Here is a 13,752-nt window from a genome sequence, read left to right on the forward strand (position 1 = left end):
GCCGCAGACGGCAAACTGTTCCAGCCGCGCTTTTACCAGTACTCCAAGGAAGTGGGCGGCGACGAAATTTTCGATCTGAACGAAGTCGTTCTGAAAAACGAACTCGACGAAAAGAACGCCAGCCATCTCAAGCGCGTTCAGGAAGGCTTCCAGGCCTGCGTCGCGGATGAGAACTGCTTCAAGCCGCTTAAAAATCTTGATGAGAACATGGCGGCGAAAACAGGAACAGCCGAAGTCGGCGAATGGACCACGGCCAACCTGGTCGGTTATGGACCTGTGGAAAAACCGAGCGTCGCCTTTGCGTGCTCGGCACCGACGTCTTCGATCAACAGCCAGTCGCTTTCAGCCAACATCTGCGCCAATAACGTCGTAGGTCCGGTCCTGCAGGAATACTTCAACCTGTATCCGGAAAACCGCGTACAGAGCGGCGATTCGGCGGCGCAGTAGACGGGTTCAGCAAACCCAATAAATTAATTTGAATCAACTGACAGCCCCGATGGGATTGCCGCTCTGGCGCGCCCATGGGGGCTGTTTCAGGAATTATTGTTCGTCTCAATTTTCTGTGCTATAATCGGCAGGAATGTAAGGAGGAAACAGCGTGAGAGATCGTATCACTTTCAAGTGCGCGGTTTGCGGCGATGAAAACTACATCGGTACCCGTAACAAGAAAAAGCATCCGGAACGTATGACCATCAAGAAATACTGCCCGAAATGCAACAAAATGACTGAGCACAAAGAAAGAAGTAATCGCACTGGATCTTCATCCGGGAATCCTTTTCCCGCGCCGTGTCCATTGCACAGACGGATGCCCAAGCGGCATCCTTTTTGTAGCCGTTTTTTCGCTTTTGCGGCATCCGTTTAAGCTTTGCAGGTGAAAAAGCATATGATGAAGAAGGAAAAATTCCAGGGAGGTACAGTTATGGAAGTAATCTGCAAACCCGTTGGTCCCGTACAGGCCAACTGCTATATTGTTTCCGATCATGGACACGCTTTGATCATCGATCCGGGTGATGAAGGCCGCGAAATCGCCATGATGGTTCGCGCGCTGAATGTGAAAGTGGATGCCATCTGTCTGACACATGCTCATTTTGATCATATCGGCGCGATCGATACGCTGCTTGAAGAGTTCAACGTCGATGTGTACGTCAATCCGGCCGAACTCGACTTTCTGTCCCAGCCGGAAAAGAATGCTTCCGCTTCGTTTGTCGGCATTCCGCATCTGACGCTTCAGGCGAAACCGGTTGCCTACAAAGAAGGTCAGAATCTGATCGGTACCTTCGGCGTTTCGGCGTATTATGCGCCAGGTCATTCGATCGGCAGTACGATTCTCGAAATCGGAGATAACCTGTTTACCGGCGATGTCCTGTTTGAAGGCTCCATCGGCCGTACCGATCTGCCCGGCGGATCCGTCAGCCAGATGCGCGATTCGCTGAACTTTCTCAAATCGCTGAAAAAGGATTATGTCGTCTATCCGGGTCATGGTCCATCGACCACGCTCGAACAGGAAAAACGCATAACCCGTATCTGATGTACAACCTGATCTGATTTGATTTTGAAGAGCCTGCTCTGCGGACTTTTTCTTTTGCGTTTGATTCCGGCTTGGCGTTCGCTTTTGCCTTAGGATTTGTTCAAAGCGATCCAGTCATGCGCAGTCTGCTTCATACAGGGTGCATCTATGTATGGAAGACCCGAATATCTTCCTGTAACGGATCTATATCCCTTCCAGCATGCTTAACGGCTCCAGCATGATCTGATAGACGCTGATTGCCAGAATCCCGACAAAGCCATAGGCCGCATAGAGAAGATAACGGCTGAACTGACTGAGCTGCTTTTCAAAAAGCAGCAGACGACCCTGCTGATACGCCTGCATCATCTCTTCCATACGGCTTGTTTCCAGACCAATTTCAAAAAAGCGGATAAACCGATCTTCCAGCCGTCTTTCCCTGCGTATGCACGCTTCCAGACTTTTTCCCGCTTCAATCTCTCGAATCCAGCTTTGCCATAAAATCTGCGCGAAAGGAAAACAGCCCGATTCCTGAATTAGACGGCTGGCCTGCCTTGTGGACAAGGATGCTTTCTGGACGCATTCAAAGACGACGGCGCATTCCATGGACGAAAACGTCTTTAAAAGGGGAATGGAAAACAGAAGCGGCGAAATCCGGGAAGCCGCCTGCGGAAACGTGATCATCCAGCCGACGGCAACGACACCGATGAAAACGGCGATCCAGAACAGCAGGGAAATCAGCTTCAGCAGATTCAGCAAGGAAAGGGAAGAGGACCCGCCTTCGCCAAGCAGGGAGGGAAGAATGCTGTTGGCAAAAAACAGACCAGACCGCTCGCAAACGCCATGAGAAAGAGTGGGTAGCCGCTTTTTTCAGGAGCGTTCCATGCAGCGTTTTTCGCGCTTTGCGCAGCTGTTCGTGAAATTCGAGCGCCAGGGAAAGATCGAAGATTTCCATCAGAACACCAAGCTGCTTCATGTTCCGCTCTTTTTGTGAACGGACGATCTGCGAAAACGGAATACCCTGTTCAAGCCGTTTTTCAATTTCTGCATGGGATTGAAACGAAAGAGACAGGGCATCGGGAAACGTCAGCCCGCTTTTGAGCAGCAGGCAAAACAGATCCATTTCCTTTTCATCCAGAACCGGCATCCCCTTCGGGGCGAAGACAGGCTTCAAAAGAAAGTCCCGGACGGGCGTTTTCTTTTTCTTCGAAGAGGCGATGGACGTCTTCCTCATTCCAGATTTCATAAACACACTCCTTCTGATCGCCGTTTCGTAAAAGGCGGCAGACAAAAATTCCTTTCAGTACACTGCGCAGATCCTGCTCGTCTGCACCGAGATCGAGCAGGCGCAAAAGGCATTCCAGGCCGCTGCCGCAGTGCAGAGTCGTATAGACGACATGGCCGGTGAGGAAGCGCGAACGGTCATTTTCGCAGCGATTTCCGAACGGCATTCGCCGATGAAAAGAACATCCAGATTTTGGCGGAGCAGTTCTTCGAGGGTGCGCTGGTACGTAACGCCTCGGCCTGGATTGATCTGAATCTGCAGCATGTCCGGCTCCTGAATTTCGATCGGATCTTCCATCGTCACGATTTTCAGCGGCCGCTTTTCGAGAATGCGGTGGAGCAGCGCGTGAATGGTCGTCGATTTTCCCGATCCGGTAGGACCGCAGGAAATGATCAGACCCCGATCGGTCTGCGTAAAGCGCTCAAGACGTTTTGCTGCTTCCTTGCAGGAGCTGAGATCTTCAAGCGCAAAGTGTCTGGCCGAATGGAGAAGACGGATTACCCCGGTTTGCGTATCCTGAGCGTGAAGCAGAGAAAAGCGGCATTGCGCTTTCTTTCCGTAAACCGTCATCGTAAATTCGCCGGACTGCGGTTCATTGGGCTGGCAAAGATCCATGCCGGAAAGGAACTTCAGATACTCCAGAAACTCCGGCGGGAAAATGTCCTGATCCAGTTCTTCAAGCCCTTTGTCCGTTCGAAAGAAGAGGTGAAGTCCTTTTCCTTTGCGCTCTAAATGAATGTCGGTGATTTCCCGTTCCATCGCCAGAGACAGCAGCAGCCGGCAAAGATCGCGCATGGTCTCACCTCCTGTCTGTTCATACGAAAAACGAGACAGACGATGAAAATGGAAAGTCGACTTTTTCCGTCGGATTCGACCTCGAAGAAGATCCAAAGCCGTCAAAAAGCAGAGTCTTCAGAAGACGCAGATAGAAAAAGATCACCGAAAACGGGAGAGTCCGGTATCGCATTGCATTGCTGAAAACGCTGTCTTCGGATAAGGACAGGTATCTCAATAGGGTTTGTCTTTTGAAGCCTTTTATAGTTACAGGGAAAAAGAAAACAAATCGAAGCGAATAAACGGATCGATTCGTTTTTCAGGCAAAATCGCCCGCAAACATCGTATTGGCTTTGTGCGGGCAGGAATGGGTAAAGACGAGGCGAACAAATTGAAACTGAAAACATCACAGAAACAGATGTCGGAATCCCTTTGGACAGTGGCATTTTTAACGCTTTCCGGAGGACTGCAGGATGCGTATACGTATTTTGAGCGCGGAAAAGTTTTCGCCAACGCGATGACGGGAAATCTGGTCCTGATGAGCGCGCGGCTGTTTGAAGGGGACTGGATGGCGTTTTTAAAATATCTGTTTCCCGTTCTGGCCTTTTGCGGAGGAATCGCAGCGGCGCAGCTGATTCATCTGCACTTTTTGCACGCCCGCTTTCACTGGCGGCAGATGATTACTGTACTTATGATCGTCCTGCTTCTGGGCGTACCGTTTATTGAAGCCGATTCGCTGGCCAACGCGCTCGTTTCCTTTTCCTGCGCCATGCAGGTGCAGACGTTTCGCAAGTTTCATGGCATTCCCTTCGCTTCAACCATGTGTATCGGCAATTTGCGCGGCGGTACGGATTCTCTGATCAGCGCCATTCACAGTAACAATTCAGGCCTGTTTGAAAAAGCCTTCAGTTATTTCCTCATTATCGGTCTGTTCGTTCTAGGTGCCGGGCTGGGCAGAGTGTTCTGCCTGCAGTTTGGCTTAAAGACGATCTGGATTTCCTGCGCCCTTCTGCTTTGTGCGCTGGTCATGATGAGCGTCCATCCGGATGTCGTGGAAAAATAAAATAAGGGTCTGTGTTCGAGAAAAGGGGACCTTTGTCGAATACAGACCCTTTGATTTGGATCCAAATCGTTTGGAAAGGATAACGTCACGCTCAGGCCGTTTTTGCCTGCAGGTGTCTGCGCGCGGACGCGGGCAGAGAATTCCAGATGACGCTGCAGATGACGATGGCCGCGCCAGCAAGCGATAAGCCGCTGAGCGATTCGTAGCCGGCCAGAGCAACGAGCGTCGGATTGAGTACCGGTTCGATCGCGTTGACCAGAGACGCGTTGAGCGCGCTGATCAGGCCGGTTCCTAAAGCGAAGAATACATAGGCGAAGCCGACCTGGAAAGTACCGAGCCAGAAAATCGCAAACAGATTGGAAGGCGTCATGGAACAGCCGTAAGCAAACGGAGCCATGCAGATCACGGTACCGATCTGGCCAAGGAAAATGGACGAGAGGGCATCGCCGTTTTTAAAGCTGTTCAGCATGAACAGAATCGCGTAGAAAAATCCGGAAAGGATCGCGATCAGATCGCCGGCCCAGCTGCCGGACTGCAGCGAATCCAGGAAGAAGCAGACAATGCCGATCACAATGAGCGTCAGGGCGATGATCTGTCTTCGATCCGGCTTTCGATGAAACAGGATAAGGTTCAGCAGGACGATCCAGATCGGGCAGGAAAACTGCAGGACAATCGCGTTGCCCGCAGCCGTCATTTTGTTCGAAAGAACAAAGAGCGTTGTCATGAACATGTACGCCACCGCCCCCGCAAACACCGATTTGTTCAGGCGCAGGCGATGGTGGGTAATAAGCATGAACAGACCGATCACGACAGCCCCAAAGCAGGAGCGAACGCCGTTAATGGCCAGCGAATTCCAGTTCGTCCATTTCAGAACGAGACCGCCTGTCGCAAAAAGAATTGAGGCAATGACCATGTACAAAATGCCTTTTGCCCCTTTTGAAGAAGCCATCCTCCTGGAAGAGGACGGCGATAGAGCGGCGATCTCGTCGCTCTCGGTTACCGTTTGACGCATACTTCCAGATCCTTTCTTAAACTCGGTTAACTCTTTTTATTCACTCTTATTGATTCGATACTTTGCCGCCTTCAGCCGGCCTTGATTTCGTTTTTAATCGTTCCGTTCAGCCACGAAAAGAGGTTGTCAAAGACAATTTCCGCCCGCTCTTTCATGGACTGTTCAGAATCGTAGGCGATATGCGGTGTCAGAATCGTATTGGGCGCTTTTAAAAACGGCAGATCGAGGGGCAGAGGCGGCTCCTGATCAAAGACGTCAGTACCTGCTCCCGCAAGATGACCGTTTTCAAGAAGAGCAGCCAGTGCATTGTTATCGAGAATAGGTCCGCGCGCCGTGTTGATGACGATCGCTCCCGGCTTCATGCACTCCAGCTCCTTTTACCGATCAAACCGCGTGTCTGATCGGTCAGCGGCAGATGCAGGGAAAGAATATCGCTTTCCTGAAGCAGCTTGTCCAGGGGCACCTGTTCATCGATCCAGTCACAATGAACTTGCGAGCGATTGAACGCCAGAACGCGGGCGCCCATCGATTTAGCCAGCTGAGCCGTACGCAGACCGATTTTTCCCGCGCCGGCAATACCGACGGTCCGATTCTGAAGCGTCCAGCCTTCCAGACGGCCTTTGGCCTTGCCTTCCCGGCAGGCCTGCTGAAGCGCTGGCACTTTTCGTGCAAGTAAAATCATCATTGCAATCGCCAGTTCCGCAACCGATTCCGTGGCATAGCCCGACGCGTTGGAAATCGCAATGCTGCGGTGCAGGGCTTCCTTTACGGGAATGTGATCGACGCCGGTAAAGGCGACATCGATATAGCGAAGATGATCTGCCTGATCAAGAACAGAATCCGGAAGCGGCATATTCGCCAGAATCAGCACGTCCGCATCCCGGACTTCCTCTTTGAGGGTATCGACATCGGATGTCCGTTCGTAAACAGTAAAGCGATGTCCGGCGGCTTCAATTTGGGATCGATACGAATCCAGCAGGCCCTGGGGAATGCCGAGGGATTCAAGAAGAACAATATTCATAAAAACATCCTTTCCAGACGCTTCCTCTCCCGCAGACGAGACGGTCCGAACGCGGTGAGAGAAAGAATCGGTCTTCCAGCAGCCGCATGTCGGGCTGTCCTTTTAGTTTTAATCGTTCTGTCTGCAGCGCGCAATGGCGATCCCTCCGGAGCCAAAAGGACAGGCGGAATCGTATGGAACTTTTGCCTGAAACAAAATCCAGAGTGTTTTCGCCATACACGAATCAGGGAGATCCGAGAAATATCTCGGCGCAGCGATTCTGCCATCTCCAGAAAAGCACCAAAGGATATAAATCGGTCAAATCCGGCTGTTCAGATAGAAGAAAAGCCGGATTTCCTGCGAAATCCAGCTGTAAGGCAAAAGGGAAAATCCGTTTTGCGAAAAATGAAACTTGTTGCTTTCTGACTATTCGTCGGCGAGGTTTTTCGGTTTGATTTCTCCGGCTTTGGTCAGCGTAAACTTGGTCAGAGACGGTCCGATCAGCTCATAAACCAGAACGCCGAAGAGAACAACGTTGCGGATCATCATGCCGTTTTCACCCATGCGGGCGCCGACCGTAGCGGCCATGCCCAGAGCGACACCAGCCTGCGGGAAGAGGGTAATACCGAGCCATTTGCGTACGGTTTTCGGCGAACCGGCAATGACGGCCGAGAGACTTCCGCCCAGGTATTTACCGAGGCAGCGCGAGAGAATGTACGTCAGACCAACAGCGAGAACGAGGATGTTGCCAAAGGCGAACAGGTTCAGTTCCGCGCCGCTTAATACGAAGAAGAGGGTGATCAGCGGAGCCGACCAGCGATCGGCACGGCTCATCAGATCTTCGGACTTGCGGCAGCAGTTGCAGAAGATGGTACCGAGCATCATGTTGACGAGCAGGGAAGAAAGACCAAAATTCATCGGTCCGATGTGAATCTGGGCGGTTGAAATGGTTACGCCCAGAATGACGAAGCTGACAATCAGCGTATTGCGGTTACGATTCGAATGGAAAATACGGGCGACATGTGTCAGGATCCAGCCAAGCAGGGCACCGATGCCCAGCGAGAAGAAGATTTCCATCAGCGGTTCAACAAAAGGGAAACCATGTTCGCACCGTCAGGGAATCAAGATGCATGGCTACGCCATAGGAAATCGCAAACAGGATCAGGCCGACGGCGTCATCCAGCGCAACGACAGGAAGCAGGGTCGAAGTGACGTCGCCTTTGGCTTTGTACTGACGGACAACCATCAGCGTTGCCGCCGGAGCGGTGGCCGCAGCAATTGCGCCGAGAATGAGAACGTCCGCGAGCGTCAGAATATCTGGAACGATCAGGTGTGCAACGAACAGAACGCAGTCGACGACAATCGTGGTGATGATACCTTCGAGAATACCGATCGTCAGCGCCTGTTTTCCAGTCTGTTTCAGTTCGCTTAAACGAAATTCGCTTCCGATCGCGAAAGCGATAAAGCCAAGCGCCACATTGTTAAACGGCTGAAGGACTTCTACATCCTGGAACGTATGAAAGCCAAGGCCAGGAATTTTAAGAAGACCGATGCAGCAGGGTCCAAGAAGGAGTCCGGCGATTAAATAGGATGTGACATCCGGCAGACGGAACTTGTTTCCCAGCCGGGTCAGCAGAAGACCAGCCAGCAGTGCAGTTCCAACACTTAATGCATAATTCATGCAGTTCATCCTTTCTGATTCAATAGAAGATTCATGAGCGATTTATCTGAAAGTCGGATGGTTTTGCATGCCCCAGAAGCGGAAGAAAAGCGGGGTAGTATGGAAAACGCAAGAGCCGGCGAGTACGCTGAACCTTTCCTTAATGTATACCCGTCAATCAAAAATGTGAAATTTAGTGAATTATTTAAGGAAATCTGAACAAAATGGGGAGGAAACACAGAATATCGTTTAAAAAGTACAGAAAACCATTCCCAAAGTGAATCAACGGCTTCAATTCGAAAAGTTGATGAAGCTGACTTTATAAAACCTTAAATTCGGAATGCGTCGTCGATCAAAAATCGCTCCGGTTCTGCTAGTTTACAATCTTGTAAAGGATGCGAAATCTGCCAGCCTGTACCGGGCTTGAGACTGCTCAAAAGCAATAAGACAAGAACCGCAGTATGGATTCATCCCACAAAAGAAAACCTTCAGGCATCTGGCTTTTCGCTCGATTTTTGCCTTCTTAAACTGGAAGCGAGGTGATAAACATTGAAAAAAGCAGCGATCCTGATTGCGGACGGGTTTGAAGAAATTGAGGCACTCGTTCCCTTTGACCTCCTCAAGAGAGCCGGAATCGTTACGGTTCTTGTAAACGTTGAAAATAAGAAACTGGCCAGAGGCAATAACGGCCTGATCATTGAAACGCCGACGGAACTGCGCGGCTATGATTTTGAAACGACCGATGCGCTGATCGTCCCCGGCGGAGACGCGTATGCGGTATTCAAGAATATTCCGCTCATTGAAGACGAAATTCGCGCCTTTGCGATGAATCCGCAAAAGGTACTCGGCGCAATCTGTGCCGGCAGCGCCCTTGCGGGAGAACTTGGCGTATACAAAAACAAAAAGTACGTCTGTGTACCTTCGATGAATGAAGACTCTTTTGGCGGTACGTTTGAAAAGAAGCATGCGGTCGTGGACGGAAATATCGTTTCCGGCATTTCAGTAGGCGGCGCTTTTGAATTCGCGTTTGCGCTGATTGAAAAACTGACCGACAAGCACAAAGCCGAAGAACTGAAAAAGGCTGTTGCCTACACGCTCTAAGATCATTTCCAGGAGCTTCCCTGAGCAGGGGAAGTAAAACAGAAGCCATGGCATTCCAGAATTGTAATGATCTGGAAAGCCATGGCTTTTATTGTCTCAAAATAAAGAATTGGATCGGCTTTGCCGGCTTGATCAGGATTCAATTTCCGCCAGCAGCGCGAGAAGAATTCGACCGCAGGTCAGCGCATCCGATTCCGCGCGGTGGGCCATCGGATTGATGAGTCCATAATGAGTGGCAAGCGTATCCTGCTTGTAGTTAGGCACGGTGCGAAGAGTACTGCGGGCAATGCGCAGCGTATCGAGATAGCGGAAGTTTACCGAAAAGCCCTGTCGATTGCAGGCGGCGCATAAAAACGAAAAGTCAAACGCCGCATTGTGTCCGACAAACAGAAGATCGTAACCGGAAAAGCGATTCAGAAACGCGAAGAGTTCAAGCAGAGCTTCTCTTTCATCCGGCGCATCCGCGACCATGTCATCGGTAATGTGATTGACCATCGACGCGCCGATTGGAATCGGTCTGCCTGGATTTACGAAGGTATTGAAGCGTTCCGCCGGCTGCCCATTTCGAAAAGCTACTGCACCGATTTCGACGATCCGATCGGAATCGGGGAAAGACCGGTCGTTTCCAGATCCAGCGCAATATAAAACCGATGAACCTGTTCAAAATGGCGGTTTGTCAGCCGCACATATTCTTTCGTAGCTCCAAATCCCTGTAAATCCATAGTAAACGACCTCCTGATCCGTTCATTTTGCTTTAGGTATGACCAGTCTCATCGATTCGCTCGCTTTTGGCAGCTATGTTTATTGCCAGAGGACGCTTTGAATTTCAGTGACTGTACTCGGCTTTTATAATACCGGTCTCATCGTAATAAAGCTCGATTTTATACTTATGGCCATGATCCGTATACTGCGCCAGAATTCTTGAGGATTCATCTTTGAACAGAACGTCATGCGCCTGGATTGTCTCGTGAAATATCTTTTGCGGAGCAGCCGTCTGGCATCGTCTGGACCAGGCGCATTCTCCCGCAAACTGTTTTGCACGCTCGACAATTGCCAGATCGATGTCCGATCGTCCGGATGCCGCAAGCAGAGCGCTGCGCGCCTGCAGCGAAGCACAAACCCATACAGAAACCATTAAGACCAGACTGAAGAGAACGAGGGCAGGTTCCAGCGCAAATCCATTTTTCTTTTTGAACTCGACGGTACGAAATAAAGACGGATTTGCAAAGAAGCGCTTCTGCCCGCCCGGAAAATGGTGTGAGGGTTTTCGCAGACGAAAATGGGAGGACTTACTGAATCTGCCAGGTCTTCTTATGGTTTTCATACATCACCTCGAGTTCAATTTTTCCCTGATGTTCTGTGAATACCGCCGAATCGATATTTTCCATGAAGATTTCATAGCCCGGCTTTTTGACGAGACGTCTCTGATCCAGAGCAACCGTTTCGGCTTTGTCGGCCCATTGAAGATGCAGCTGTCCATTCGATACGCTCGCCTTCCAGGATAAAGAACAGAGCTCGCGAAGCTGAAGAATCGCAAACTGTTCCTGAGAATCGTCACGGATGCGCAGACTTGAAGAAAGAACACGCGTCTGTACTGAAAGCAGGGAAACACAGATCATACCGACCAGAAAGGCTAAAAGGGCTTCGCTCAGTGTAAACGCGTTTTTCTGTGCTTTGAAGAAGACGAAGACGCCATTCGTTCGAACCGTTTCTTCACGAAAGCAGGCAAAGGCCTTTCCAAAAGCACCCTTTTTGTTCTCGATAGCCCCAATCCCGTCTTTTCATGAGGATGTACTTTCCAGAGATTCAGAAACGCCCTTGGACAGAGCGTGTATATACGCCTGAATACTCGTACTGAGCAGAAAAACGGACAGCGAAAGAATGAGCAGCGCCAGAAGCGCTTCCATCAGAAGAAATCCGTTTTGCCTTTTTCGGCCTTTATGGGTGCGTATGTCTGACCTGTACGCTTTTCGAAAAGAAAGACCGGTGAACGGGGAAATCTGGACAGGGAATGGGCTAGCTGAACAAGGAGAACCTTCTTTTAAGGGAAGAAAAAGATCGGTCATGGTCAATGGCCAGGGATACCTTGTTCCCGGCTGGATCCAATCCAAAACTTCGGATCCACTCGAGAATTCTGAAAAACTGGCTCGCCTCCTCAATCGATTCGGTATCCAGACGCTCCTGTCGGTCTTTAAAGAATGATCGCCAGAGCGTCTTTTTCCTACTGTATTTGTTTTCCAGGCAAAGGGAAAGACAAACGTGAAGTCTGTCTTTCGGATCGTCCAATGGGCTGCAGGATCTGAATGTTATTCATACGAACGCGGTTTATGGCCCGCTTTCGATCCGTGCGCGTCCGCTTCCCAGCTGAAATACGATGCGAAATGAACTTGTTCCAGCCGTACACCGCAATGTTCCGCCTTTGGAAATCGAACCTGTTTCGTTCCAGGAAAGCTTCATAGGCGTACAGGCAAGCCCCTTAGGAAAATCAAACGATTCCTGCCCGCTAAGCATTCGATCCTTTTGAATGTCCACCGCACGCGGCTGGCGCAATGAGAAGGCCAGATACTGCTCCTGATTCACTTTTTCCAGAAGAATTCGACTCGAAAGGCCCGAACTGTCCGCACGAGGGGTCAGCGAAAAGACAGATACAGACAGGCCTATGAGCAGCAGTACAAACAGGGTTTCGCTCAGAGAAAAGGCGTTTCGTCCCCTGGGGTTCCTGAAAGCTGTCTTTCGACACTTTGTTTGACAGTCTCTGCGGCTGGTCAGAATGTGTGTTAGGCTTTTGAAACGGAAACTGCGCCTGTCCATCCTCAGAAATTCAATCCTACCGGCTGGCGGCCTGCCCATTGACGATCACCACGCTTTTTCCGTCCGGACATTTTGCCTGCCCGTCTTTGAGATAGCCTTTGGAAATGAGTTCCTGTACGGAAGTCGGAGTACGATCTTCATCGATTTCATAAAGCATAATCTGAGAATTGACGACTTCGATGAGCGCTTCGCAGCCTTTGGCGCGGATGATTTTCTCCTTGCCCTGGAAATTCGGAATCGTGATCCATAAAGTGATTGCTATGAGCAAAAGAGAAACCATACATTCGATAAGCGAAAATGCATTCTTTTGTTGCCTGAGTTCATGTTTTTACCTCCTGTCTGTTTATACGGATGGATTTTGTGCAATCGATATTTGTTTTGAACCGGCCGTCCGAAATGGCTGGAGGTTTTTGAAAATGCAGAAGATCGCCGGGAAAAAGAAAGAGGCGGAGAAGCCGCAAAGTGCACTGTGCAGTTCGAATCAGCTGACTATGTCGGTTTGACGAAATCTGATAAGCTGTGAATAAAAGGAGAGTGATTATGCAATGAAACACGTTACTGTTGCCGGCGGCGGTGTTCTAGGTGTGCAAATCGCCCTGCAGTCTGCCGTGAAAGGAAAGGACGTAACCATCTGGCTGCGTTCTGAATCCAGCATTACGCGTACTCAGCCGCGTATTCAGTATTACAAAGAGCAGTATCTCGGTACGCTCCAGAAGGGGATCCCGGCCCCGGGACTGGTCGGCGTAACAGCCGAAGATGTCGAGAAAGCCGTCGCTTCGATTCGAATCGAGCTCGATCTTGAAAAAGCGCTGTCGGATGCCGATCTGCTGATTGAAGCCATTTCGGAAGATGCTGGCGTGAAAAAGGATTTCTTTGAAAAGGCTTCTCCATACATTACGGAAAAGATGATCGTCGTGACCAATTCGAGTACGCTGCTGCCCTCGATGTTCGCAGACGACGTACCGTATCCGCAAAACTTCCTGTCCCTGCATTTTGCCAACCATATCTGGATCAACAACCTGGCCGAAGTCATGGTTCATCCCGGAACAAATCCGGAAGCCTTCGCAAAGGTAATGGAATTTGCCAGAGAAATCGGCATGGATCCGGTAGCCGTCATGAAAGAGAAAAACGGCTACCTTCTCAACAGCATGCTCGTACCTTTCCTGATGTCTGCCATGGATTTATACGTGACGAAAACGGGCAGTCCCGAAGACATTGATAAAGCCTGGGCAAAAGGCACCGGTGCTGCCATTGGTCCGTTCCGCATGCTCGATGCGATCGGTCTGGAAACCGCGCTTCTGATCACCAGTCAGTTTGTGAACATTCCGGACGAAATTGCGCCGTTCCATTACAAGGACATCGCGCAGATGCTGAAAGAGCGGATCGCGAAGAAGGAAAGATTTTACAGCTGATCGAGAAATATAAACGATCGACCTGAGTAGAATGGATCCTGAAATTAAGAATTAAAACAGCCCCTGTTCCCATGCCAATCGGATGAATACAGGGGATTTTTCATGATCGGATGTCATGCTCTTCAAAGTA

15 protein-coding genes and 4 pseudogenes are annotated in these 13,752 nt (G+C 50.3%); 6 read left to right on the top strand and 13 right to left on the bottom strand.

Annotation, left to right across the window (positions count from 1 at the left end; genetic code table 11):
- Window positions 1–51: 51 nt before the first annotated feature.
- The 3 genes and pseudogenes from KWG61_RS16220 (at window position 52) to KWG61_RS08700 (ending at window position 1,528) form a co-directional block, all read left to right on the top strand.
- Window positions 52–447, top strand: coding sequence for a penicillin-binding transpeptidase domain-containing protein (locus KWG61_RS16220; protein WP_256460654.1), 396 nt, complete (start codon window positions 52–54; stop codon window positions 445–447).
- Between the two features lie 151 nt (window positions 448–598).
- Window positions 599–742 (top strand): annotated as a pseudogene (gene rpmG / locus KWG61_RS08695) (50S ribosomal protein L33); the annotation flags it as partial.
- A gap of 177 nt (window positions 743–919) precedes the next feature.
- Complete coding sequence (locus tag KWG61_RS08700; RefSeq protein ID WP_242743473.1) at window positions 920–1,528, top strand: MBL fold metallo-hydrolase; 609 nt, start codon at window positions 920–922, stop codon at window positions 1,526–1,528.
- Window positions 1,529–1,711: 183 nt separating this feature from the next.
- Here the strand turns inward: KWG61_RS08700 and KWG61_RS08705 are convergent, their stop codons facing one another.
- Window positions 1,712–2,263, bottom strand: a complete 552-nt coding sequence (locus tag KWG61_RS08705; RefSeq protein ID WP_242743474.1) for a hypothetical protein — start codon at window positions 2,261–2,263, stop codon at window positions 1,712–1,714.
- A 371-nt stretch (window positions 2,264–2,634) separates the two neighbouring features.
- Window positions 2,635–3,584 (bottom strand): annotated as a pseudogene (locus KWG61_RS08710) (ATPase, T2SS/T4P/T4SS family).
- A 397-nt stretch (window positions 3,585–3,981) separates the two neighbouring features.
- On the opposite strand from KWG61_RS08710, the gene KWG61_RS08715 reads away from it, so the two are divergent.
- Window positions 3,982–4,626 carry a YoaK family protein gene (locus KWG61_RS08715; protein WP_230267917.1) on the top strand — a complete coding sequence of 215 codons (645 nt, stop codon included), beginning with the start codon at window positions 3,982–3,984 and terminating at the stop codon, window positions 4,624–4,626.
- A 91-nt stretch (window positions 4,627–4,717) separates the two neighbouring features.
- On the opposite strand, the gene KWG61_RS08720 is transcribed toward KWG61_RS08715, so the two are convergent.
- From KWG61_RS08720 to KWG61_RS08735, 4 genes and pseudogenes are all read right to left on the bottom strand, one after another.
- A complete protein-coding gene (locus KWG61_RS08720) occupies window positions 4,718–5,638 on the bottom strand; it encodes a DMT family transporter (RefSeq protein ID WP_230267918.1) in 921 nt (306 codons plus the stop codon).
- Window positions 5,639–5,709: 71 nt separating this feature from the next.
- Window positions 5,710–6,659, bottom strand: a pseudogene (locus tag KWG61_RS08725) (NAD(P)-dependent oxidoreductase).
- 405 nt (window positions 6,660–7,064) lie between these two features.
- Window positions 7,065–7,715, bottom strand: a complete 651-nt coding sequence (locus KWG61_RS08730; protein ID WP_242743476.1) for a hypothetical protein — start codon at window positions 7,713–7,715, stop codon at window positions 7,065–7,067.
- A 7-nt stretch (window positions 7,716–7,722) separates the two neighbouring features.
- Window positions 7,723–8,319, bottom strand: a complete 597-nt coding sequence (locus tag KWG61_RS08735; protein ID WP_242743477.1) for a cation:proton antiporter — start codon at window positions 8,317–8,319, stop codon at window positions 7,723–7,725.
- Between the two features lie 528 nt (window positions 8,320–8,847).
- On the opposite strand from KWG61_RS08735, the gene KWG61_RS08740 reads away from it, so the two are divergent.
- A complete protein-coding gene (locus tag KWG61_RS08740) occupies window positions 8,848–9,399 on the top strand; it encodes a DJ-1/PfpI family protein (protein WP_230267921.1) in 552 nt (183 codons plus the stop codon).
- Window positions 9,400–9,531: 132 nt separating this feature from the next.
- Here the strand turns inward: KWG61_RS08740 and KWG61_RS08745 are convergent, their stop codons facing one another.
- The 7 genes and pseudogenes from KWG61_RS08745 to comGC form a co-directional block, all read right to left on the bottom strand.
- The gene (locus tag KWG61_RS08745; protein WP_367614356.1) at window positions 9,532–9,993 is read right to left on the bottom strand and encodes a PolC-type DNA polymerase III; all 462 of its coding nucleotides are present in this window, start codon (window positions 9,991–9,993) and stop codon (window positions 9,532–9,534) included.
- Window positions 9,972–10,121, bottom strand: a complete 150-nt coding sequence (locus KWG61_RS08750) for a hypothetical protein (protein ID WP_242743478.1) — start codon at window positions 10,119–10,121, stop codon at window positions 9,972–9,974. Before KWG61_RS08750 ends, KWG61_RS08745 begins: the two co-directional genes overlap by 22 nt.
- A gap of 104 nt (window positions 10,122–10,225) precedes the next feature.
- Entirely contained in the window at window positions 10,226–10,534 is a 309-nt protein-coding gene (locus tag KWG61_RS08755) for a hypothetical protein (protein ID WP_230267923.1), read from the bottom strand.
- Between the two features lie 154 nt (window positions 10,535–10,688).
- On the bottom strand, window positions 10,689–11,018 hold the full coding sequence (locus KWG61_RS08760; protein ID WP_242743479.1) for a hypothetical protein: 330 nt from the start codon (window positions 11,016–11,018) through the stop codon (window positions 10,689–10,691).
- Window positions 11,019–11,180: 162 nt separating this feature from the next.
- The gene (locus KWG61_RS16225; protein WP_255658287.1) at window positions 11,181–11,306 is read right to left on the bottom strand and encodes a hypothetical protein; all 126 of its coding nucleotides are present in this window, start codon (window positions 11,304–11,306) and stop codon (window positions 11,181–11,183) included.
- Between the two features lie 418 nt (window positions 11,307–11,724).
- A complete protein-coding gene (locus KWG61_RS08765; protein ID WP_242743480.1) occupies window positions 11,725–11,979 on the bottom strand; it encodes a hypothetical protein in 255 nt (84 codons plus the stop codon).
- Window positions 11,980–12,226: 247 nt separating this feature from the next.
- Window positions 12,227–12,514, bottom strand: a pseudogene (gene comGC / locus KWG61_RS08770) (competence type IV pilus major pilin ComGC); the annotation flags it as partial.
- A 241-nt stretch (window positions 12,515–12,755) separates the two neighbouring features.
- On the opposite strand from comGC, the gene KWG61_RS08775 reads away from it, so the two are divergent.
- Complete coding sequence (locus tag KWG61_RS08775; protein WP_230267926.1) at window positions 12,756–13,622, top strand: 3-hydroxyacyl-CoA dehydrogenase NAD-binding domain-containing protein; 867 nt, start codon at window positions 12,756–12,758, stop codon at window positions 13,620–13,622.
- Window positions 13,623–13,752: the final 130 nt, after the last annotated feature.

The sequence above is a fragment of the Allobaculum sp. Allo2 genome, assembly GCF_022701175.1.
Classification (GTDB): domain Bacteria; phylum Bacillota_I; class Bacilli_A; order Erysipelotrichales; family Erysipelotrichaceae; genus Allobaculum; species Allobaculum fili.

Excerpts from the sequence above, each read along its gene's own strand:
- KWG61_RS08700 (WP_242743473.1), top strand. The coding sequence starts at position 920 with ATGGAAGTAATCTGCAAACCCGTTGGTCCCGTACAGGCCAACTGCTAT.
- KWG61_RS08715 (WP_230267917.1), top strand. The coding sequence starts at position 3,982 with ATGTCGGAATCCCTTTGGACAGTGGCATTTTTAACGCTTTCCGGAGGA.
- KWG61_RS08720 (WP_230267918.1), bottom strand. The coding sequence starts at position 5,638 with ATGCGTCAAACGGTAACCGAGAGCGACGAGATCGCCGCTCTATCGCCG.
- KWG61_RS08730 (WP_242743476.1), bottom strand. The coding sequence starts at position 7,715 with ATGGAAATCTTCTTCTCGCTGGGCATCGGTGCCCTGCTTGGCTGGATC.
- KWG61_RS08735 (WP_242743477.1), bottom strand. The coding sequence starts at position 8,319 with ATGAATTATGCATTAAGTGTTGGAACTGCACTGCTGGCTGGTCTTCTG.
- KWG61_RS08750 (WP_242743478.1), bottom strand. The coding sequence starts at position 10,121 with ATGGATTTACAGGGATTTGGAGCTACGAAAGAATATGTGCGGCTGACA.
- KWG61_RS08755 (WP_230267923.1), bottom strand. The coding sequence starts at position 10,534 with ATGGTTTCTGTATGGGTTTGTGCTTCGCTGCAGGCGCGCAGCGCTCTG.
- KWG61_RS08760 (WP_242743479.1), bottom strand. The coding sequence starts at position 11,018 with ATGATCTGTGTTTCCCTGCTTTCAGTACAGACGCGTGTTCTTTCTTCA.
- KWG61_RS16225 (WP_255658287.1), bottom strand. The coding sequence starts at position 11,306 with ATGGAAGCGCTTCTGGCGCTGCTCATTCTTTCGCTGTCCGTTTTTCTG.
- KWG61_RS08775 (WP_230267926.1), top strand. The coding sequence starts at position 12,756 with ATGAAACACGTTACTGTTGCCGGCGGCGGTGTTCTAGGTGTGCAAATC.